Source organism: Streptomyces sp. NBC_00012, assembly GCF_045040875.1.
Lineage (GTDB): Bacteria > Actinomycetota > Actinomycetes > Streptomycetales > Streptomycetaceae > Streptomyces.
In genome coordinates, this window is record NZ_CP108309.1 from 7,996,720 (window position 1) to 8,017,802 (window position 21,083).

Here is a 21,083-nt window from a genome sequence, read left to right on the forward strand (position 1 = left end):
ACCGGAAATTCATTGACTCCTGGTCGGCCGCACATCTACGCTCGGCGGCCATGGAACTGATCCAGCAGGTTCCTGAAGTCTCCGCCTATCTCGCCGCCGACGAGGCCATCGACCACGAGCATCCGCTGGTGCGGGAGACCGTCGCCGAGCTCCGTGGCGACACCACCGACGCATATGCATACGCGTCCGCCGCCTACGCCTTTGTGCGCGACACCATTACGCACTCCGCCGATTCCGGCGACATGCGGGTCACCTGGCGCGCCTCGCGCTCTGAGCCGGGGAGGTGCTACTGCGGGGTGCGAATCAACCGCCGAGTCCGCCGACCGCCGGAAAATCCGCCCTCCGGGGCGCGGGTCGAGGCCCGCTCCCCGGAGTGACGTTTCGGCCGCGTCAGCTCTTCTCCCTGACCTCGGCGGGGGTCGGTGCCGTACCGCCGAGGTGGGCAGGCACCCACCAGGTGTCGCTCGCGTCCTTCGGGCGGACGGGATAGGCGCGCTGGGCCGCCTCCAGGAGCTCCTGGACCCGTTCCCGCAGGCGCCGGGTGATCGCGCCCGCGTACTGGTCGGTGGGCGCCTCCATGGGCTCGCCGACCCGGATCGTCACCGGCACGTGAGTGCGCTTGAAATTGCGCGGCCGGCCCTTGGTCCACAGCCGCTGTGTCCCCCACAGCGCCATCGGGATCAGCGGTACGCCGGCCTCCTGGGCCAGCCGGGCGGCGCCCGACTTGAAGCTCTTCAGCGTGAACGACTCCGAGATGGTGGCCTCGGGGAACACGCCGACGATCTCGCCGGAGCGAAGTGAGGCGAGTGCGTGCGCATACGCGTCCTCGCCCTGCTTGCGGTCGACGGGGATGTGCTTCATGCCGCGCATGAGCGGTCCCGAGACCTTGTGCCGGAAGACCGATTCCTTTGCCATGAAGCGGACCAGCCGCTTCTGCGGCAGGGCCGCGAGCCCGGTGAAGATGAAGTCCAGATAGCTGATGTGGTTGCTTACCAGTACCGCGCCACCGGTCTTCGGGATGTGCTCGGAACCCTGAGTGTCGATCTTCAGGTCAAGCGCCTTGAAAAACGTACGAGCGGCGCCGATGACCGGCCGATAGACGAGTTCTGCCATCTGGGGAAGACCCTTCTTCAGCGCCTGAGGAGGGTTCTCCCGGCGGAAGTTACGCAGCCGTAGGTTTGCGGCATTGCGCCGATCGTGCCCCATGCGCGACGCGGTGGCCAGTCTCCGAGGGCTCGGGGCGCGAGATTCTCGTCACGTGGAACCTCCGGGAATGTCTCGCGGGCCGGTGGTGCTGACCTCTTGCGATGAGCTCTGACAGGAGGCCGAAGGTGGACGGGCAGATGCGTGGAGGGTCGCTGGACGCGGCCAGGATCGGCGCCGAACTGGGGGAGCGGGCCACCCTCGTGCAGTTCTCCAGCGCGTTCTGCCAGCCCTGCCGGGCCACCCGCCGCACCCTTGCCGAGGTGGCGCGCATGGTGGACGGCGTGGCCCATGTGGAGATCGACGCCGAGGCGCATCTCACCCTTGTGCGGGAGCTGGAGATCAACCGGACGCCGACCGTGCTGGTCCTGGACGCGGCCGGCCGGATCGTTCGCCGGGCCGTCGGCCGGCCGCGCACCGTCGACGTGGTCGCCGCCCTCGGGCAGGCGATGTGACGGACCGTGATACATCTCCCACATCGCGGAACGCTCTTGACTGCGCCCGCCACGCATCGTCAGTCTGACGCTATGCCGCCGGAAGTCCTTCTCTACGGCCGGGTCCACGTGGATCTCGCCCGCAACGCGAGTGCGCGCTGTCCGGGTGCCTGAGCAACCAAGGCCCTGTCAGCCCCTTCCGCAGAAGGACATGTTCATGACGGCATCGCCCGAGCTCGGTACCCCCCGCACGGCTTCTCCCGAACTGCTCCGCTCGGTCTTCCGGCAACACGCCGCCGGTGTGGCGGTGATCACCGCCTCCGGTGACCGGCCGGTCGGCTTCACCGCCACCTCCCTCAACTCCGTGGCCGCCGAGCCGCCGCTGATCTCCTTCGGGGTCGGCACCGCGTCCTCCAGCTGGCCGGTCCTGGCCGAGGCCGAGCACATCGGCGTCCACATACTCGGCGAGCACCAGCAGGAGCTGGCCGCCACATTCGCCCGCAGTGGCGCCGACCGGTTCGGCCCGTCCACCTATTGGCGCAGCGGCCCCGAAGGAGTGCCGGTGCTCGACGGCGTACTGGCGTGGCTGGTCTGCCGCGTGGTCGCCCGCGTCCCGGCGGGGGACCACCGGATCGTGATCGCGCAGGCCGTGGTCGGAGACCCGGCCGGAGGCGGCCGTCCGCTGATCTATCACCAGGGCCGTTTCAACGCGCTGCGGGACTGACTCCGCCCGGGCGCCACATGGGGGTGCCGTACGTTGGGCATATCACAGTTCCAAGCGCTTGCTCATGAGTGAGCCGCTGGGTGTACTGGCTAGTAATATTTCCGGTCGAGGCGTCGGTCGCCTCGACCGGAAACCGCCCCATCAGGCGCCTATGCTGCGTGCAACAAGGCAGCCCGGAAATGACGATGCAGTAGGAGAGCCGGCGTGAGCTTGAGGATCGTTGTCTGTGTGAAGTACGTGCCCGACGCCACCGGTGACCGGCATTTCGCCGATGACCTGACGGTGGACCGTGAGGATGTGGACGGTCTGCTGTCGGAGCTCGATGAGTATGCGGTGGAGCAGGCGTTGCAGATCGCGGACGGGGCGGACGATGCGGAGGTCACCGTGTTGACGGTGGGTCCGGAGGATGCCAAGGACGCGTTGCGCAAGGCGTTGTCGATGGGTGCGGACAAGGCGGTTCACGTCGAGGACGAGGGTCTGCACGGCAGTGATGTGATGGGTACGTCGTTGGTGCTGGCGAAGGCTGTGGAGAAGGCCGGGTATGACCTGGTGGTCTCGGGGATGGCGTCGACGGACGGGACGATGGGTGTGGTTCCGGCGTTGCTGGCGGAGCGTCTGGGTGTGCCGCAGGTGACGTTGCTGTCCGAGGTGTCGGTCGGGGGCGGGGTGGTGCGGGGCCGTCGTGATGGTGACAGTGCCTCGGAGCAGGTGGAGGCGTCGTTGCCGGCGGTGGTGTCGGTGACGGACCAGTCGGGTGAGGCGCGTTACCCGTCGTTCAAGGGGATCATGGCGGCGAAGAAGAAGCCGGTTCAGTCGTGGGATCTGGAGGATCTGGGGATCGGGGCGGACGAGGTCGGTCTGGAGGGTTCCTGGAGTGTGGTGGATTCGGCGGCGGAGCGTCCGGCGCGTACGGCGGGCACGATCGTGAAGGACGAGGGTGAGGGCGGCCGGCAGCTGGCCGGGTTCCTGGCGGGCCAGAAGTTCATCTGACCTGTTTCCCGCACTCCGCGGTCCTGGTTCCGTGGCCGTGTTGTCGGTTCGGGTTCGGGTTGTGTTCCCCCTGTTTCTTCGTTACTCGCAGGAGATTGAAGTCCCATGGCTGAAGTTCTGGTTTTTGTCGATCACGTGGACGGTGCGGTTCGCAAGCCCACGCTGGAGTTGCTGACGCTGGCGCGTCGGCTGGGTGAGCCGGTGGCGCTCGCGGTGGGTGCGGGTGCTTCCGGTACGGCGGCGGTGCTGGGTGAGCACGGTGCGGTGCGGGTGCTGACGGCGGAGGATGCGGAGTTCGCCGGGTATCTCGTGGTGCCGAAGGTGGATGCGTTGCAGGCGGCGTACGAGGCGGTGTCGCCGGTGGCGGTGCTGGTGCCGTCGTCGGCGGAGGGCAAGGAGATCGCGGCGCGGCTCGCGGTGCGGATCGGTTCGGGTCTGATCACCGATGCGGTGGATCTGGAGGCCGGTGAGCAGGGTCCGGTGGCCACGCAGTCGGCGTTCGCGGCGTCGTTCACGACGCGGTCGCGGGTGTCGCGGGGTACGCCGGTGATCACGGTGAAGCCGAACTCGGCCCCGGTCGAGGCGTTCGCGGCCGCGGGTGCGGTCGAGGTGCTGCCCGTGGCGTTCTCGGCGCTGGCGACGGGGACGAGGGTGACCGCGCGGACGCCGCGTGAGGCGTCGGGCCGCCCGGAGCTGACCGAGGCCGCGATCGTGGTCTCGGGTGGCCGTGGTGTCAACGGTGCGGAGAACTTCGCGCTGATCGAGGCGCTCGCGGACTCGCTCGGTGCGGCCGTGGGTGCGTCGCGTGCGGCGGTGGATGCCGGGTGGTACCCGCACTCCAACCAGGTCGGCCAGACCGGTAAGTCCGTCTCTCCGCAGCTGTACATCGCGTCGGGGATCTCGGGTGCGATCCAGCACCGGGCCGGGATGCAGACCTCGAAGACGATCGTCGCGATCAACAAGGACGCCGAGGCGCCGATCTTCGACCTCGTGGACTACGGCGTCGTCGGTGACCTCTTCCAGGTCGTTCCCCAGCTCACCGACGAGGTCAAGGCCCGCAAGGGCTGACCCCCGGCCGAGCCGGGACACCCCCGTCCGACGGTCCGGGGCCGTGCGGTGCACACGCACCACACGGCCCCGGACCGTTTACGGTCACCATTGACGCAGGTCCGACAGCCTTATAACTTCACTATACGGATTGTTGTTTCCAGGAAGCGGAAATAGCGTGACTGTGGAGGGTGTGGAGATGGGTCAGCAGGAGAAGGTGGCAACGAGCCTCGCAGGTGCGGTCAGCGAGGAGATCAGCGCTTCCCTCACCGCGGTCGACGCCGAGCTGGCACGCCGCTACCCCGGGGACCCGGGCACACGCCAGCCGGTCCACACGGTCTACGTACCCGGCGACACCTTCGCAGCGGGCACCATCCGGTCCTGGGGCGACCAGGCACTGACGGCGCTCGACGAGCACGCCCCCGACGCCGCCTCGTTCGCCGCCGTCCTCGGCATCCCGGCCGAACTCGCCGGGCCCGTCCACGACCGGGTGCGCGCCAAGCTGGAACGCGAGCCGATCGAGGACCTCCGCATCGACTTCGAGGACGGCTACGGCCCCCGCCCCGATGCGGAGGAGGACGAGGCCGCGGCCCGCGCCGCCCGCCTGGTCTCGGAGGCGTACGCGAACGGCACGGCGGCCCCGTACATGGGCATCCGGATGAAGTGCATGGAGGCTGCCGTACGCGACCGCGGCATCCGCACCACGGACATCTTCCTCACCGGTCTGATGCGGGCCGACGGCCTTCCCGGCGGGCTGGTCCTGACGCTGCCCAAGGTGACGTACCCCGAGCAGGTCACGGCCTTCGTCCGGCTGCTCGAGGCGTTCGAGGAGGCGCACGGGCTGCCCGCCGGGCGGCTCGGCTTCGAGATCCAGATCGAGACGAGCCAGTCCATCCTCGCCGCCGACGGCACCGCGGCGGTCGCCCGCATGATCGGCGCGGCGCGGGGCCGGGCCACCGGTCTGCACTACGGCACCTTCGACTACAGCGCCTGCGTCGGCGTCAGCGCCGCGTACCAGGCCAGCGACCACCCGGTCGCCGACCACGCCAAGGCCGTCATGCAGGTCGCCGCCGCCGGCACCGGCGTACGGGTCTCGGACGGCTCGACCAACGTCCTCCCGGTCGGCCCCACGCCCCAGGTCCACGAGGCCTGGCGGCTGCACTACGGCCTCACGCGCCGCGCCCTGGCCCGCGCCTACTACCAGGGCTGGGACATGCACCCGGGCCACCTGCCGACCCGTTACGCGGCTGTCTACACCTTCTACCGCGAGGGCCTGGAGCAGGCCGCCGCCCGCCTCGCCGCGTACGTGGCCAAGGCCGGTGGCGACGTCATGGACGAGCCCGCCACCGCCAAGGCCCTCAGCGGCTACCTGCTGCGCGGCATCGACTGCGGTGCCCTGGACACCGCCGAGGTCGCCCGGCTGACCGGGCTGACGCGGGACGACCTGGACGCCTTCGCCTCGCCGCGGCGCGGCGGGCTGACGGTGACGGCGCCATAGGGCCCAGACCGTAGGGTCACCCCTGCAGGAAGGTCTCGACGATCCCCGTGAAGCACCGGGGATCGTCGAGCCACGGGAAGTGACCGGCACCCGGCTGGACGGCCGGCTCCGCCCGGGGGAACAACCCCGCGATCGTGGCCGCGACCCGGGGCAGCGGACCGCTGTCCAGCTCGCCCGCGAGGACCAGGACCCGGGCATCCCACACGGCCAGCGCGTCGAGGGCTTCGGCGGGATCGAAGGCGTCGGGAGCCGCATAGCGGTCGGCGGCTGCGTAGTTGCTCTGCTCGGCGTCGGCGGCGGCGTGTGCCCGCGCGGCACCGTCCCAACGGCCGTAGAAGAACGGGGCGATGGCGTCCCAGTCGTCGTCGGTCGCTTCGCCCGCCCGGACGGCGTCGTACGCGCTGTGCGCGGCCGCGAACCACGGCTCTCCCGCGCGCAGGGCCATGGCTTCGCTGTGGTGCTCCTCGGTGAAGTCGACACCGGGGGCGCGCACGGGCGGTGATCAGCGCGAGGTTACGGACGCGCCGCGGATGCCGGGCCGCGTGGAGGAGCGCGAGATCGCCACCCGCCGAGTGTGCGAGGACGTCCACCCGGTCGAGGCCGAGGTGCTCGCGGAACGCCTCCACGTCGGCGACCTGTCGGTCCACGCGGTAGGTCGCCGGATCGGCGGGTACGGCGGAATCCCTCGTACCCCTCAGATCGAGCATGATCAGCCGGCGCCGGCTCGACAGACCGCCGAGATCGCCGGGGTAGGCGGAGGCTCGCATCGGGCCTCCGGGCAGGACGAGCAGCGGCTCACCCTCGCCCTTGAGGTGGTAGGCGAGTTCGGTTCCGTCGTCAGCGGTGAAGGTGGGCACGGCGCCGTCCTGATGACCGGACGACGGAACCGGCAATCGGTTTACGCGGGGCCGTCCGTCCCGCTCAGGCGGGCGGCAGTTCGCCGGAGCCGCGGGGGATGAGGGAGGTCGGCAGCTCCACCCGTGCCGGGGCGTGGTCCGCGCCGTCCAGGCGGCGGAAGAGGTGCTCGGCCGCCGTCCGGCCCACGGCCGCGGCGTCCTGGGAGATGACGGTGATGCCGAGAAGATCGGCGAGCTCGATGTCGTCGAAGCCGACCAGCGCGATCCGGCGGTCCTGCTCGGCCAGCACGCGGACCGCGGTGACCGTCACACGGTTGTTGCCCGCGAAGAGGGCCGTGACCGGCTCCGGGCCCGCGAGCATCGCCTCGGCGGCCGCTCTGACCCGAGCGGGTTCGGTGGAGCCGAGCGAGACCCAGGAGTCCTTGACGGCGATCCCGGCGTCCGACATCGCCGCGTGATACCCGCGCAGCCGCTCAGTCGCGGTGTGGATACGCGGCTGGTCACCGATGAAGCCGATCCGGCGGTGGCCGTGCGCGATCAGATGGGCGACCCCCTCGCGCGCGCCGCCGAAGCTGTCGGAGAGGACCATGTCGGCGTCGATCCGGCCCGCCGGGCGGTCCACGAAGACGGTGGCGACGCCCGCCTTTATCTCCGGCTCCAGATAGCGGTGATCGTCACCGGCGGGGATCACGATCAGCCCGTCCACCCGGCGCGCGCACAGCGCTAGCACGAGCTCCTGCTCGCGCTCCGGGTCCTCGGCGCTCGACCCGTTGATGAGCAGCGCGCCGTGCGCGCGGGCGACCTCCTCCACGGCCCGGCTCAGCGGCCCGTAGAACGGGTCCGCGAGGTCCTCCAGGACCAGGCCGATCGAGGCGGTGCGGCCCTTGCGCAGGACGCGCGCGCTGTCGTTGCGCCGGAAGCCGAGCGCCTCGATCGCCTCCTGGACCCGGCGTTCGGTGTCGGGCGTGACCCCCGGCTCGCTGTTGACTACGCGCGAGACCGTCTTGAGGCCCACTCCGGCGCGGGCCGCCACGTCCTTCATGGTCGGCCGGTTGCCGTAACGGGTCTCGGAGTGACGGGTGGTCTCGGCCACGGTGCGCTGTCCTGTCCTCGGGTGCGGGCGGTCCGGCGGATCCGTGGAAGTGTCACGGAGGCGGCCGGACCGGCTGTGCCGACGAGCATAGGCCCTGGACAACGTTGTCAGCAGAATGGAGACTGAGCAGACTGTTTCCAGAAGCCGCAGGTCCCCGCCCTCTACTCACGGAGCCACACCGATGCATACCGACCTCGTCGCCGCGCTGGACATCGGCGGCACCAAGATCGCCGCCGCGTTGGTGGACGGCGGCGGTTCGCTCCTCGCACGGGCGCAGCGGCCGACGCCCGCCCGCGAGAGCGCCGAGACGGTGATGGGGGCCGTGACGGAGGTCCTGGCCGAGCTGTCCGGCTCGCCGCTGTGGGGGCGGGCGACGGCGGTCGGTATCGGCAGCGCGGGTCCGGTCGACGCAGCGGCCGGTACGGTCAGCCCGGTCAACGTCCCCGGCTGGCGGGACTTCCCGCTGGTGGAACGGGTCGGCAAGGCGGTCGGCGGGCTGCCCGTGCAGCTGGTCGGCGACGGGGTCGCGATGACGGCCGCCGAGCACTGGCTGGGCGCCGCCCGCGGCTACGACAACGCGCTCTGCATGGTGGTGTCGACCGGTGTCGGCGGCGGGCTCGTCCTCGGCGGCACGCTCCATCCCGGCCCCACGGGCAACGCGGGGCACATCGGTCATGTCTGCGTGGACCTGGACGGCGATCCCTGCCCGTGCGGTTCGCGTGGCTGTGTCGAGCGCATCGCCAGCGGTCCGAACATCGCCCGCCGGGCGCTGGAGGCCGGCTGGCGGCCCGGGCCGGACGGTGATGTCTCGGCCGCCGCGGTGGCCGACGCGGCGAGCGTGGGGGACCGGATCGCCGTCGCCTCCTTCGAGCGCGCCGCTCAGGCACTGGCCGCCGGGATCGCCGCCACCGCCACGCTCGTCGAGATCGACATCGCGGTGATCGGAGGGGGAGTGGCCGGTGCGGGAGACGTTCTCTTCACGCCGTTGCGCCGGGCCCTGAGCCAGTACGCCACGCTCTCCTTCATCCGGCAGATCACGGTGGCCCCGGCGGTGATGGGTACCGACGCGGGACTGGTCGGTGCGGCCGCCGCGGCGGCGCGGGTGGGTCCGGGCGGCGTGGTGGCCGCCCGGGGCTGACCGGGCGGAGCGGGCGCGAGGTGCGCCGGGCGGGCTCCTGGGGGCGATGTCCCGGGAGCCCGCCCGACGGCGTGGCCGCCACCTCGCTCCCTCGTCAGCAGGCGATCCGGAGGTCCGCCCAGTCGGCGTGGTCGGAGTCGACGCCGTCCCCGCCGTCGCCGACCACCAGACGTACCACCTGCGCGCCGCTGACATAGGCGCTGAGCGGCTGGGCGGGCATCGCGTTGGTCAGCACACCGGTCGACGCCGCCTTCGTACCGTCGGCCCAGACCTCGAAGGCGACCGTCCCCTTGGCGCCCTTCTCGTCGTCGACCCCGACCCGCGCCGTCACGGTGCTGCACGCCCCGCCTGTGTAGAACTCGACGGCGCTGTCGGCGTGCACGCCGAGGCCCTTGGCGAAGACCTCGCCGCCGATCGTCAGCGGACTGCCGTCACCCGCACCGCTCTCGCCGTTGCTGGTGTCCTTCTCGACCGGGCCCCAGCCGTTGGCGGCCGAGAGCTGCGGCAGATCGCTCAGGTAGCCGCCGCCCGCCGGTGGCGCGACCACGACATGGGCCCGGAAGGGGACCGTGGAGCTCACCCGTGTGCCGGCCGGCGAGCGGTACCGGACGGCGAACGTCAGGTCGTGGGCACCGGTGGCGTCCGCGGGGGCCGTCACCTGCCAGCGGGTGGTCAGGGACCGGCCGGTCGGCAGGGCCGGTGAAGCGGTCGGCGAGACCGCCTTCACCTGCCAGCCCGAGGGGCCGGTGAGCAGCGCCGAGACATACCTGGCGGGGGTGCGGCCCAGATCGGTGACCGTGGTGGTCAGCGTGGCGGTCCGCCCGGCCGCGATCAACGGCCGGTTGCCCAGGCCGAGTTCCAGCGCGGGCGGCTGCGCGGCCCACGTGTCGTCGGCGGCGACGCGCAGCAGCACCGTCCCGTGCGCCGGGACGGTCGCCGCCAGGGTGCCCGCCGTGTTGTACGACCTGTGTTCCCACAGGTCGCGCATCGTGTACCCGTCGGCCTGCGGCAGCCCCACCTCCGTGGCCGTCGTCGCGATGCGCTGGGCGCTGCCGGTCTCGTTGAAGAGGGCGACGGCGCGGCTGCCGTCCTGCATCTCCTTGGCGACCACCCAGCGTCCGCCGGCGGAGGAGAGCACGGTGCCCTGTTTGCCGAGCGGGTCCTGATCGACCGCGACGACCTCGTGGTTGGAGAGGATCTCGAAGGTCTCCGCGCTCGCCTTGCGCAGATCGGAGCCGATGAGCAGCGGCGCGGCCATCACGGACCACATGGAGAAGTGGGTGCGGTACTCCGTGTCCGTCATGCCGCCGTTGCCGACCTCCAGCATGTCGGGGTCGTTCCAGTGCCCCGGGCCGGCGGCGGCAGCCAGGGGAAGGTTCTTCTTCATGATCGACAGCATGCTGCCCCAGCTGTCGTTGATGTCGCCGGTCGTGCGCCAGAGATTGCCGAGCTCGCCGGCCCACTCCCAGGGCTTGTTCTCGCCCCATTCGCAGATGCTGTAGACGATCGGGCGGCCGGTCGCCGCCAGCGCGTCCCGCATCGTCGTGTAGCGCTTCTTCGCGTCGACGCCCTGGTTGTTGCAGTTGTCGTACTTCAGATAGTCGATGCCCCAGTCCGCGAACTGCTGCGCGTCGCTGAACTCATGACCCAGCGCGCCCGGGAGACCCACACTGTCGCAGGTCTTGGTGCCGGCGCTGGTGTAGATGCCGATCTTGAGGCCCTTGGAGTGGACATAGTCCGCGACGGCTTTGATGCCGTTCGGGAATCGCTGCGGATCGGCCTCCAGTTTGCCGTCCGCATTGCGCTGTGGCTTTGCCCAGCAGTCGTCGAGATTGACGTACTGATATCCCGCTTCCTTGAGACCCTTTTCGACGAAGATGTCGGCGATGCCCTTGATCATCGACTCATCGAACTCGGCCCGGCAGTGCGTCGAGTTCCAGTTGTTGAAACCCATCGGCGGGGTGAGCGCAAGGCCGTTTCCGGACTGCGGAGTCACGGTGCGGGCGGCTACGGGCGAGTCCGCGACGGCGGGAACGGCGGTTCCCGCGACGCACAGCAGCCCGGCCATCAGTGCTCCGACGACTCCGCGACGGCTGGTTCGGGTTGTACGGGTTGGAAGATGACGCATCGTTACGTTCCTCCATACTCGTCCATGATCGGATGACGACATGTGCACGCCAAAGCGTGTGATTACGTTAGGGCGTGTTGAACTCTGTTGGAAGGGGAGCTGCGACGGTTGTCCGACATCTCGTCAAAACCCTTGACGGCTCCATCAGTTGGGGGTGAGATCCAATCGCACGTTCGGTTGTGTTGGGTTGCATCTCCGGAGGAGCGGGGCATGACGCAGTCTGATTACGACAGGTCAGGTGTGCCGGGCAGCGTCGCGGGACATCGGATGTCCCGGCGAAGTCTGCTGCGTGGTGCGGCCGTTGGTGCCGGAGCGGTGGCGCTGCCCGCGCTGCTCGCCGCGTGCGGGAGCGGACCCGGTGGGGACGGGAAGACGATCACCCTGGGGTCCAATTCCTCCGACCCGGTTCCGAAGAAGGCATTCGACGACGCATTCGCCGCGTACGAGGCTCAGTCGGGCGGGCGGAAGGTGCGGGTCAACACCGTCGACCACAACACCTTCCAGGAGAACATCAACCGGTATCTGCAGGGCAAGCCGGACGATGTCTTCATGTGGTTCGCCGGCAACCGGATGCAATTCTTCGCCGAAAAGGGATTGCTGCACGACATCAGCGACAACTGGCAGGACTACAAGGGCTTCTCGGCCGCGCTGAAGGCCCAGTCCACCGGAGCGGACGGCAAGCAGTACCTCACGCCGTACTACTACTATCCGTGGGCCGTCTTCCACCGCAAGAGCCTGTTCGCCGACCGCGGCTACCAGGCGCCGAGGACGCTCGACGAATACGTGGCGCTCGCCGAACAGATGAAGAAGGACAAGCTCGACCCCATCGCGTTCTGCGACAAGGACGGCTGGCCCGCCATGGGCACCTTCGACTACATCGACATGCGGACCAACGGCTACGAGTTCCACAAGAGCCTGATGGCGGGCGAGGTCGCCTGGACCGACAAGCGGGTCAGGGAGGTCTTCGACACCTGGCGCCGGCTCCTGCCGTACTGCCAGCAGGGCGCCAACGGCCGTACCTGGCAGGAGGCCGCCAACAGCCTCCAGAAGAAGGAGGCCGGCATGGCCGTCCTCGGACTGCCGCACCCCGGCGCCCAGTTCCCCAAGGGCGAACAGGACGACATCGACTTCTTCCCCTTCCCCGTGATCGATCCGGAGCACGGGCAGGACGCGGTCGAGGCACCCATCGACGGCTTCCTGCTGGCCAAGAAGTCGAAGAACCTCAAGAACAGCAAGAACCTGGAGAGCGCCAAGGACCTGCTCAAGTGGCTGGCCACCGGGAAGGCCGAGGACATCTACCTGAAGAGCGACCCGAACAACATCGCGGTCAGCGACCAGGCGGACATCTCCGCTTACTCACCGCTCCAGAAGAAGGCCGTGGAGCTGGTCTCCGGGGCGAAGCAGATCTCCCAGTTCCTCGACCGGGACACCAGGCCGGACTTCTCCTCCACGGTCATGATCCCCGCGATCCAGAAGTTCATCAACGACCCGAACGACGTGGACGGCCTGGTCAACGACATCGAACGGCAGAAGAAGACCATCTTCGCCGTCGACTGACCCCGGACGACCCCGATGGCATCCGACCGAATCTGGAGTACCGACCGTGTCGTTCATCCCGGCCCGGCGCACCGGACGGCGGGTCTCGCGGCGGTTCACCGGCCGCGACCTCGCCGTACTCGGTGTGCTGCTCGGCATACCCGTCCTGCTCGACATCGCCATCGTCTGGGGGCCTGCCCTCGCCTCCGTGGTGCTCTCCTTCACCGGTTGGGACGGCATCGGTGACATCAAGTGGGTCGGTACGCAGAACTACGAGAACCTCTTCACCAACTACCCGCAGTTCTGGCCCGCGGTCCGGCACAATCTGCTCTGGCTCGCCTTCCTCGGCCTGGTCGCCACCCCCTTCGGACTGCTGCTGGCCGTGCTCATCGACCGGGGAGTGCGCTTCAGCCGCTTCTACCAGTCGACGCTGTACATGCCCGTCGTGCTGTCGCTCGCCGTGGTCGGGTTCATCGCCCAGCTGGTCTTCTCCCGCGACCAGGGCGCCCTCAACGCGGTCATCGGCGACACGGGTTCACCGACGGACTGGCTCGGCGACCCGGACCTCAACATCTGGATGGTCATGCTCGCCGCCGCCTGGCGGCACACCGGCTATGTGATGATCCTCTACCTCGCCGGACTGAAGGCCGTCGACCCCTCGCTGAAGGAGGCCGCGGCGATCGACGGGGCGGGCGAGGCCCAGACCTTCTTCCGCATCGTCCTGCCCACCCTGCGGCCGGTCAACGTCATCGTCGGCGTCATCACCGTCATCGAGTCCCTGCGCGCGTTCGACATCGTGTACGCGGTCAACCACGGCCGCAACGGACTCGAACTGCTCTCGGTGCTCGTCACCGACAACATCATCGGCGAGGCCAGCCGGATCGGCTTCGGCTCCGCCATCGCCGTCGTCCTGCTGGCCGTCTCCCTGGGGTTCGTCGTGACGTACCTGGTCCAGGAGCTCCGAGGGGAGAAGAACCGTTGACCGTCCAAGCAGCCCAGGCCCGTCCCGCCGCACAGCCCGTGCCACCGGTCCCCGCCGCCCGGCGCCGGATCCGCCCCGGCCGGATCGGAGTCCACGCCTTCCTGATGGCGGTCTCCCTCGCCTTCCTCGCCCCGCTGCTGCTCGCGGTGTACGCATCGCTGCGGCCGTACGACGAGACCGCCGAGCACGGCTACTTCTCGCTGCCCCGCCATCTCTCCCTGGACTACTACCGCCAGGCGTTCTCCGACTCCGGCATGACGAAGTACTTCGTCAACACCATGATCATCGCGGTCCCGGGGGTACTCGTCACCCTCTTCCTCGCCTCGTTCGTGGCCTTCGCGCTGGCGCGCCTGAAGATGCGCGGCGGGCTGGTCCTGCTGATGCTCTTCACCGCCGGGAACCTGCTGCCCCAGCAGATGATCGTGACGCCCCTGTACGTGGTGTTCAACCGCATCCCGCTGCCCTACTGGATGTCCGACTCGATGACGATGTTCGACTCGTACTGGGCCGTCATCGTCGTACAGGTCGGATTCCAGCTCGGCTTCTGTGTCTTCGTCCTGGCCAATTTCATGCGGACCCTGCCGCAGGAGATCCTGGAGGCCGCCGTCGTCGACGGTGCGGGCGTCTGGACCCGGTACTGGAGGATCACCCTGCCGCTGTGCCGCCCGGCCCTGGCCGCGCTCGGGACGCTCCAGTTCACCTGGATGTACAACGACTTCCTGTGGGCGCTGGTCTTCATCTCCGACGGCGACAAGCTCCCCATCACCTCGGCGCTGAACAACCTCAGGGGCCAGTTCTTCACCGACTACAACCTGCTCGCCGCGGGCTCGGTGATCGTCGCCCTGCCCACACTCGTGGTCTTCCTGCTGCTCCAGCGCCACTTCATCGCGGGCCTCACCCTCGGGTCCAGCAAGGGGTAGTCACCGGACCCGAGGGAGCGGGACCGCTCCGGGCGGCCGCTATTCGCAGCCGACCCCGTCCCCGTCCCGGTCGAGATGGCGACCGTAGCCGGGCTCACCCGTGTGGACGGGCGCGGCGCCGGCAGCGCGCGCGGCGGAGCAGTTGGCGTAGCCCATCCGGGACGGCGGTCCGGCGGAACGGGCGGTCCCGTATGGGGTGTTGCCGGGCGGCTGGGGCGGTGGCCCCCACGGCGGTTGCGGGCTTTGAGACATATGTCCCCCCTGGTGCTGCTCATGGAGAGATGACCGTAACGGTCCCGGCAAGTACCCAGGATTCGAATATTCCGGTGGTGATGAAATTGTGAAGACCAAGTGGAAGGGCCGTGGCCGTCCGGAAGGCGCCCGGAGGTTGTCGCAGCTGCCGGGGCTGTCGGAGGCGGACAGCCGTCGGTTCCGCCCGGGGAACAGGCATCGCCACAACCGGGTTTTCGCGGCAGGGTGTTGCGGGCAAGCCACAGGGGGCTACGGAAGAGGGGGAACCGTGATCGTCTGGATCAACGGTGCGTTCGGCGTGGGCAAGACGAGCGCCGCGCGTGAACTGATCGATCTGATCCCGAACAGTACCTTCTACGACCCCGAACTGGTCGGCGCGGGGCTGCGACAGCTTCTGCCCCAGAAGAGACTCGCCGAGGTGACGGACTTCCAGGACCTGCCGATCTGGCGGCGTCTGGTGGTGGACACCGCGGCGGCCCTGCTCGCCGAGGTGTCCGGTGTGCTGGTGGTGCCGATGACTCTGCTGAGGCAGGAGTACCGCGACGAGATCTTCGGAGGGCTGGCCTCCCGGCGCATCGCGGTGCGTCATGTCCTGCTCTCGGCTGAGGAAACGATCCTGCGCAAACGGATCGCCGACCGTGTGGAGCATCCCGACGATCCGGTGCACAGCGACCGGGTACGGCAATGGGCCCGCCAGCACATCGAGCCGTACCGGGCCGCGCTCGACTGGCTCACCCCGGACGCCTACGCCATCGACACCGGCGCGCTCACCCCGTACGAGACGGCCGAGCGCATCGCCGAGGCGGTCGGCAGCGGCGCCGCCACCCCGTGCGAGATCGTGCAGACACCCGAGCCGACCGCGGAGACCGTGGCGGCCGGAGTCCTGCTCTTCGACGAGCACGACCGGGTGCTGCTCGTCGACCCGACGTACAAGCCCGGCTGGGAATTCCCCGGCGGAGTCGTCGAGTCCGGCGAGGCACCGGCCCAGGCCGGGATCCGTGAAGTGGCCGAGGAGATAGGCATCCGTCTCGACCGGGTGCCGAAACTCCTCGTCGTCGACTGGGAGGCGCCCCGGCCGCCGGGCTACGGCGGCCTGCGGCTCCTCTTCGACGGCGGCCTGCTGACCGGCGCGGACGCCGAGCGGCTGCTGCTGCCCGGCTCCGAACTGCGCGGCTGGCGGTTCGTCACCGAGGCGGAGGCGGCCACCATGCTGCCCCCGACCCGGTACGAACGGCTGCGCTGGGCGTTGCGCGCCCGCGAACGGTCAGCCGTGCTCAACCTGGAGGCCGGAGTCCCCGTCGGCTGAGGCGCGCAGCAGCGCCGGGGCGTCCGCGGTGAGCGGATCGCCCTGCCCGAAGCAGACCGTGGCCGGCTCCAGCGCGGCCAGCCGCCGGAACGAGGCCACGGCCTGCGCCCGGTCGATGTTGAAGACGCCCAGCATCACCCGGTCGACCCTGGCCACGCAGTCCCCGGTGAACAGCACGCCGTGCCGCGGGAGATGGATGCCGATGGAGCCGGGGGTGTGGCCGGGGGCGTGGACCACCCGCGCCCCCGGGCCGAACCCGAGCTCGTCGCCGTCGGCCAGCTCATGGTCGACCCGGGTCGGCGGGGCGGCGGGAACGGCCCGAGCGTGCTCCCACAGAGGGCGTTCCCATTCGAGCAGTACGGGATCGGCGATGACCTCCTCGCCGCGGATCACCGCGGCGTCCAGGCCATGGGCGAGGATCTCGGCGCCGTGCCGGTCGGCGAGCTCCTGCGCGGCGCCGTAGTGGTCGCAGTGCCCGTGAGTGATCACGATCCGGCCGATGCGTCCCGGGTCCAGACCGAGACCGCGCACCGCGCCCTCGATCGCGGGCGCGGCGTCGATGTCGCCCGCGCCGATCAGGGTGAGGTCCGCACCGTCCTGCCACAGATACGCCTGGCCGATGGGGAAGCGGAACAGGTGCAGCCGGGGAGTACTTCGACGACATCCATACGGCGAACGTACGTGGACGTACCCGCCCGCCGGACGGATCTACGCTGTGGGCGAGCTTCGCTCAGCGCGTAGCGGCCGTGTGCCGTGCGGCCGTGCCGACAGCGCGGAACCCCGCGGTCCGGCGGTGCGCCGGGGGTCCGCGGGGTTCCGGATCGCACGGCGTGGGGTCAGACCTGCTTGGACTCCGCGTAGTTGCGCAGGAACAGGGCCTCGGCGAGCGACAGCCGCTCCAGCTCCTCGGGCGACACGCTCTCGTTCACCGCGTGGATCTGTGCCTCCGGCTCGCTCAGGCCGATCAGCAGGATCTCGGCCTCGGGATAGAGAGCGGCGAGGGTGTTGCAGAGCGGGATCGAGCCGCCCATGCCGGACGTCTGCATCTTCTCGCCCGGGTACGCGACCTCCATCGCCTGAGCCATCGACGTGTACGCCGGGCTGGAGGTGTCCGCTCGGAACGGCTGGCCCTGGCCGACCTGTTCCACCGTCACCCTGGCACCCCACGGGGCGTGCGCCTCGAGATGGGCGATCAGCAGCTCGGTCGCCCCGGCGGCGTCCTGGCCCGGCGGGACCCGCAGGCTGATCTGCGCCCGCGCGCTCGCCTGGAGCGACGGCGTCGCGCCGATCACCGGCGGGCAGTCGATTCCGATGACCGTGACGGCGGGCCGGGCCCAGATGCGGTCGGCGACCGTGCCCGTGCCGATCAGTCCGACCCCGTCGAGGACCTTCGCGTCCTTGCGGAAATCGGCCTCCGGGTACTGGAGTCCGTCCCATTCGGTGTCCGTGGCGAGCCCGTCCACGGTCGTGGTGCCGTCCTCGGCGCGCAGCGAGGCCAGCAGCTGGATCATCGCGGCCAGCGCGTCCGGGGCGGCGCCGCCGAACTGCCCGGAGTGCAGGTTGCCTTCGAGGGTGTCGACGGTGACCCGCAGCATCGTCATGCCGCGCAGCGTGGCGGTGACCGTCGGCAGACCGACCCGGAAGTTGCCGGTGTCACCGATGACGATGGTGTCGGCGGCCAGCAGCTCGGGGTGCGCCTCCGCGTACCGCTCCAGACCTCCGGTGCCCTGCTCCTCGGAGCCCTCGGCGATCACCTTCACCGAAACCGGGACGCCGCCGTCGGCCTTGAGGGCGCGCAGAGCGAGGAGGTGCATGATGAAGCCGCCCTTGCAGTCGGCCGAGCCCCGGCCGTACCAGCGGCCGTCGCGCTCCGTCAGCTCGAACGGGGGCGAGAGCCAGGCGGACTCGTCGAGCGGCGGCTGCACGTCGTAGTGCGCGTAGAGCAGTACGGTCGGGGCACCGGCCGGGCCGGGCAGGAAGCCGTAGACCGACCGGGTGCCGTCGGGGGTGTCGAGCAGGGCGACATCCTGGAAGTCCTCGGCGCGCAGCGCGTCGGCGACCCAGTCTGCGGCCGCCTCGCACTCGCTCTTCGGGAACTGCGCGGGATCCGCCACCGACTGGAAGGCCACCAACTCGGCCAGCTCCGCCTTGGCGCGGGGCATCAGCGAGGCAATGGTCTCGGAAATCGGACGGGCGGTCATGGGCACGCTCCTCGTGGGTGCGACGTTATGTATACGAATCCGGCCACATGGGCACCGAGTGTGCGGCGTCGCATGCAGGATGAACGTACGGTCGATCCTCCCACAGCGGGGGCCGGGAGCAACGCGCCGTAGGATGCCGTGAGCAGCATGGGCCACTGGTGGGATCGGGAGCAGAAGCACATCGTGAGCAGCGAGAACGCAGACGCCGTACAGGAGCACGAAGAGTCGTCCGTGTGGGATGTCGTCGTAGTCGGCGGTGGACCGGCCGGAGCCTCGGCGGCATACGCGGCGGCAGTCGCCGGCCGACGGGTGCTGCTCCTCGAGAAGGCGGAGCTTCCCCGGTACAAGACATGTGGCGGCGGCATCATCGGGTTTTCGCGTGATTCGCTGCCGCCCGGGTTCGAACTGCCGTTGCGGGACCGGATTCACGCGGTCACGTTCTCGCTCAACGGCAGGCTGGCACGGACCCGCCGCTCCAAGCGGATGCTCTTCGGGCTCATCAACCGCCCGGAGTTCGACGCGGGCCTGGTCGAGGAGGCGCAGAAGGCGGGCGCCGAGCTCCGCACCGGCGCGACGGTGACACGGGTCGAGCAGCACGGCGCCTCGGTGCCCGACCGGCGCACGGTCGCCGTGGTGCTGTCCGGCGGAGAGACGGTCCTGGCCCGCGCGGTCGTCGGTGCCGATGGCAGCGCGGGGCGGATAGGGGCTCATGTCGGGGTGAAGCTCGACCAGGTGGACCTCGGCCTGGAGTCGGAGATCCCGGTTCCGGCCACGGTCGCGGAGGACTGGGCGGGGCGGGTGCTGATCGACTGGGGCCCCATGCCCGGCAGTTACGGCTGGGTGTTCCCCAAGGGCGATGTCCTGACGGTCGGTGTGATCTCGGCGCGGGGCGACGGGGCCGGAACCAAGCGGTACCTGGAGGACTTCATCGCCCGGCTCGGCCTGGCCGGCTTCGAGCCGAAGATCTCCTCCGGTCATCTGACGCGCTGCCGCAGCGACGACTCGCCGCTGTCACGCGGGCGGGTGCTGGTGTGCGGCGACGCGGCGGGGCTGCTGGAGCCGTGGACCCGCGAGGGGATCTCCTTCGCGCTGCGGTCGGGGCGGCTGGCCGGCGAGTGGGCGGTCCGGATCGCGGAGTCGCACGACGCGGTGGACGCCAGGCGCCAGGCGCTGAACTACGCGTTCGCCGTCAAGGCGGGGCTCGGCGTCGAGATGGGCGTCGGACGGCGCATGCTGAAGCTGTTCGAGCGCCGTCCGGGGGTGCTGCACGCGGTGCTCACGGGATTCCGTCCGGCCTGGAACGCGTTCGCCGGAATCACCCGTGGCACGACCTCGCTCGGCGAGCTGGTCCGTACGCATCCGCTGGCGCAGCGGGCGCTGAACGCGATGGACCGCTAGCGGCTCCGATCGAACTGCCGCCTGCCCGGCCGCGGGGTCAGCGCTCCACGCTGATCCGGAAGACGGGGTGATCCGGGCAGGCCGCCCGTAGTTCGGCGTCCGAGGACTTCGCGGTGACGCCCTGGAAGTAGTCCTTGACCTCCCAGCCCCACCGCTCCAGGTAGGTGCGGATGATCAGCGACTTCTGCTCGTCGTCCGGGATCTCCACGGCGGTGAAGGCCCGGACCTTCCGGCCCACCCGCAGCTCGCCGCCGCCCGCGGCCCGCATGTTGCGCACCCACTGGGAGTGGCCCCGGGCGGAGACGAGGTACTGCGTGCCCTCATGGGTGTGGGGGTTCACGGGTATGCGCTGCAGCTGCCCGCTCTTGCGGCCGCGCACCGACATCTCGGCCGAGCCGAACATGCTGACGCCGTGGCGGGCGAGCCGGCCGACGATGCCGTTCATCCAGACGTTGAGGGCGCTGCCGCGAAGGTAGTACGGCTGAGACATGGTGACTCCCCAAGGCTTTGAGAGCGGTGCTCTCGCTTGAGATCAGTGTGCACGGGATGGGTGCCCAAAAGCAAGAGCACTGCTCTCGTTAGTGGTCGGTGCTCTGCTTCCGTGGCAGACTGCTGCCCATGAGCACTGTCCGAGGAGCCAGGGAACGGGCCCGCATCGAGGTCACCGCCGCCATCAAGGACGAGGCGAAGAAACAGCTCGCGGCCGAGGGCGCCGCGAAGCTGTCGCTGCGCGCCGTCGCACGGGAGCTCGGCATGGCGTCCTCCGCCCTCTACCGCTACTTCCCCAGCCGGGACGAACTGCTGACCGCCCTGATCGTCGACGCGTACGACTCCGTGGGCGAGGCCGCCGAGGCCGCCCACCGGGCCGCCGGCGCCGAGTCCGCCACCCACCTGGCCCGCTGGATCGTGGTCACCCGCGCCGTGCGCGACTGGGCCCTCGCCCACCCTCACGAATACGCCCTGATCTACGGCTCGCCCGTGCCCGGCTACACGGCCCCGCAGGCGACGATCGGCCCCGCCTCCCGCGTCGGCCTCGTCCTGATCGCCGTGGTCGCGGAGGCCCATCGCACGGACGGCCTGGCCCTGCCGCCGCTCGCCGACGATCTGCGCGACGAGGCCGCGCGGATGGTCACCGAGTTCGCACCGGATCTTCCCCCGGAGGCCGCCACCCCGCTGATCGCCGCCTGGGCGCAGCTGTTCGGGCTGATCTCCTTCGAGATCTTCGGACAGTTCCACCGGGTGGTGGAGGCCCGGGACATCTTCTTCCGGGAAGCCGTCACCGAGATGGCCCGCACGGTCGGCCTGCCCGCCGGCGGGAACGGCTGAGGGCTCTCCCGTACGACGTACTCCCCGGGGAGTACGGGTGAGCACCACGC

Annotated in this window: 19 protein-coding genes and 2 pseudogenes; 13 read left to right on the forward strand and 8 right to left on the reverse strand. The window is 70.1% G+C overall.

Going from position 1 to position 21,083, the window contains the following annotated elements; genetic code table 11:
• Nucleotides 1-50: 50 nt before the first annotated feature.
• A pseudogene (locus OHA19_RS36030) lies at nt 51-290 on the forward strand (transglutaminase); the annotation flags it as partial.
• A 100-nt stretch (nt 291-390) separates the two neighbouring features.
• On the opposite strand, the gene OHA19_RS36035 reads toward OHA19_RS36030, so the two are convergent.
• Nucleotides 391-1,113, reverse strand: a complete 723-nt coding sequence (locus tag OHA19_RS36035; protein ID WP_405709361.1) for a lysophospholipid acyltransferase family protein — start codon at nt 1,111-1,113, stop codon at nt 391-393.
• Nucleotides 1,114-1,343: 230 nt separating this feature from the next.
• Between OHA19_RS36035 and OHA19_RS36040 the strand changes: the two genes are divergently transcribed.
• From OHA19_RS36040 to OHA19_RS36060, 5 genes are all read left to right on the forward strand, one after another.
• The gene (locus tag OHA19_RS36040; RefSeq protein ID WP_405709358.1) at nt 1,344-1,658 is read left to right on the forward strand and encodes a TlpA family protein disulfide reductase; all 315 of its coding nucleotides are present in this window, start codon (nt 1,344-1,346) and stop codon (nt 1,656-1,658) included.
• Nucleotides 1,659-1,854: 196 nt separating this feature from the next.
• A complete protein-coding gene (locus OHA19_RS36045) occupies nt 1,855-2,361 on the forward strand; it encodes a flavin reductase family protein (protein ID WP_405709355.1) in 507 nt (168 codons plus the stop codon).
• A 204-nt stretch (nt 2,362-2,565) separates the two neighbouring features.
• Nucleotides 2,566-3,351 carry an electron transfer flavoprotein subunit beta/FixA family protein gene (locus OHA19_RS36050; protein ID WP_405709352.1) on the forward strand — a complete coding sequence of 262 codons (786 nt, stop codon included), beginning with the start codon at nt 2,566-2,568 and terminating at the stop codon, nt 3,349-3,351.
• A 105-nt stretch (nt 3,352-3,456) separates the two neighbouring features.
• Nucleotides 3,457-4,419, forward strand: coding sequence for an electron transfer flavoprotein subunit alpha/FixB family protein (locus OHA19_RS36055; RefSeq protein WP_405709350.1), 963 nt, complete (start codon nt 3,457-3,459; stop codon nt 4,417-4,419).
• A 178-nt stretch (nt 4,420-4,597) separates the two neighbouring features.
• Nucleotides 4,598-5,896 (forward strand): DUF6986 family protein, encoded by a 1,299-nt coding sequence (locus tag OHA19_RS36060; RefSeq protein ID WP_405721204.1) that lies wholly within the window; start codon nt 4,598-4,600, stop codon nt 5,894-5,896.
• A 16-nt stretch (nt 5,897-5,912) separates the two neighbouring features.
• Here OHA19_RS36060 and OHA19_RS36065 read toward each other — a convergent pair.
• Nucleotides 5,913-6,753: pseudogene (locus OHA19_RS36065) on the reverse strand (alpha/beta fold hydrolase).
• A 64-nt stretch (nt 6,754-6,817) separates the two neighbouring features.
• Nucleotides 6,818-7,846 (reverse strand): LacI family DNA-binding transcriptional regulator, encoded by a 1,029-nt coding sequence (locus OHA19_RS36070; RefSeq protein ID WP_405709347.1) that lies wholly within the window; start codon nt 7,844-7,846, stop codon nt 6,818-6,820.
• Nucleotides 7,847-8,027: 181 nt separating this feature from the next.
• Here OHA19_RS36070 and OHA19_RS36075 point away from each other — a divergent pair, with 181 nt between their 5' ends.
• Nucleotides 8,028-8,984 (forward strand): ROK family protein, encoded by a 957-nt coding sequence (locus OHA19_RS36075; protein ID WP_405709344.1) that lies wholly within the window; start codon nt 8,028-8,030, stop codon nt 8,982-8,984.
• Nucleotides 8,985-9,078: 94 nt separating this feature from the next.
• Here the strand turns inward: OHA19_RS36075 and OHA19_RS36080 are convergent, their stop codons facing one another.
• Nucleotides 9,079-11,112 (reverse strand): NPCBM/NEW2 domain-containing protein, encoded by a 2,034-nt coding sequence (locus OHA19_RS36080; protein WP_405709341.1) that lies wholly within the window; start codon nt 11,110-11,112, stop codon nt 9,079-9,081.
• Nucleotides 11,113-11,379: 267 nt separating this feature from the next.
• On the opposite strand from OHA19_RS36080, the gene OHA19_RS36085 reads away from it, so the two are divergent.
• From OHA19_RS36085 to OHA19_RS36095, 3 genes are read left to right on the forward strand one after another with little or no spacing between them, the layout of a single operon-like run.
• Nucleotides 11,380-12,669, forward strand: a complete 1,290-nt coding sequence (locus OHA19_RS36085) for an ABC transporter substrate-binding protein (RefSeq protein ID WP_405753365.1) — start codon at nt 11,380-11,382, stop codon at nt 12,667-12,669.
• Between the two features lie 46 nt (nt 12,670-12,715).
• Nucleotides 12,716-13,630 (forward strand): carbohydrate ABC transporter permease, encoded by a 915-nt coding sequence (locus OHA19_RS36090; protein WP_405709338.1) that lies wholly within the window; start codon nt 12,716-12,718, stop codon nt 13,628-13,630.
• A 38-nt stretch (nt 13,631-13,668) separates the two neighbouring features.
• On the forward strand, nt 13,669-14,550 hold the full coding sequence (locus OHA19_RS36095) for a carbohydrate ABC transporter permease (RefSeq protein ID WP_405753366.1): 882 nt from the start codon (nt 13,669-13,671) through the stop codon (nt 14,548-14,550).
• A 39-nt stretch (nt 14,551-14,589) separates the two neighbouring features.
• Here the strand turns inward: OHA19_RS36095 and OHA19_RS36100 are convergent, their stop codons facing one another.
• Entirely contained in the window at nt 14,590-14,802 is a 213-nt protein-coding gene (locus OHA19_RS36100; RefSeq protein WP_405752958.1) for an excalibur calcium-binding domain-containing protein, read from the reverse strand.
• 268 nt (nt 14,803-15,070) lie between these two features.
• Between OHA19_RS36100 and OHA19_RS36105 the strand changes: the two genes are divergently transcribed.
• Nucleotides 15,071-16,108: an NUDIX domain-containing protein gene (locus tag OHA19_RS36105; RefSeq protein ID WP_405752961.1), complete on the forward strand. Its 1,038-nt coding sequence runs from the start codon at nt 15,071-15,073 to the stop codon at nt 16,106-16,108.
• On the opposite strand, the gene OHA19_RS36110 is transcribed toward OHA19_RS36105, so the two are convergent.
• Nucleotides 16,067-16,639, reverse strand: coding sequence for an MBL fold metallo-hydrolase (locus OHA19_RS36110; protein WP_405752964.1), 573 nt, complete (start codon nt 16,637-16,639; stop codon nt 16,067-16,069). The two genes, OHA19_RS36105 and OHA19_RS36110, sit on opposite strands and share 42 nt — an antisense overlap.
• Nucleotides 16,640-16,944: 305 nt before the next feature.
• Entirely contained in the window at nt 16,945-18,309 is a 1,365-nt protein-coding gene (locus OHA19_RS36115) for a dipeptidase (protein ID WP_405709326.1), read from the reverse strand.
• A gap of 183 nt (nt 18,310-18,492) precedes the next feature.
• Here OHA19_RS36115 and OHA19_RS36120 point away from each other — a divergent pair, with 183 nt between their 5' ends.
• Nucleotides 18,493-19,707 (forward strand): geranylgeranyl reductase family protein, encoded by a 1,215-nt coding sequence (locus OHA19_RS36120; protein WP_405752966.1) that lies wholly within the window; start codon nt 18,493-18,495, stop codon nt 19,705-19,707.
• Nucleotides 19,708-19,744: 37 nt separating this feature from the next.
• Here the strand turns inward: OHA19_RS36120 and OHA19_RS36125 are convergent, their stop codons facing one another.
• Complete coding sequence (locus OHA19_RS36125) at nt 19,745-20,197, reverse strand: nitroreductase family deazaflavin-dependent oxidoreductase (protein ID WP_405709320.1); 453 nt, start codon at nt 20,195-20,197, stop codon at nt 19,745-19,747.
• A gap of 128 nt (nt 20,198-20,325) precedes the next feature.
• Between OHA19_RS36125 and OHA19_RS36130 the strand changes: the two genes are divergently transcribed.
• The gene (locus tag OHA19_RS36130; protein ID WP_405709316.1) at nt 20,326-21,033 is read left to right on the forward strand and encodes a TetR/AcrR family transcriptional regulator; all 708 of its coding nucleotides are present in this window, start codon (nt 20,326-20,328) and stop codon (nt 21,031-21,033) included.
• Nucleotides 21,034-21,083: the final 50 nt, after the last annotated feature.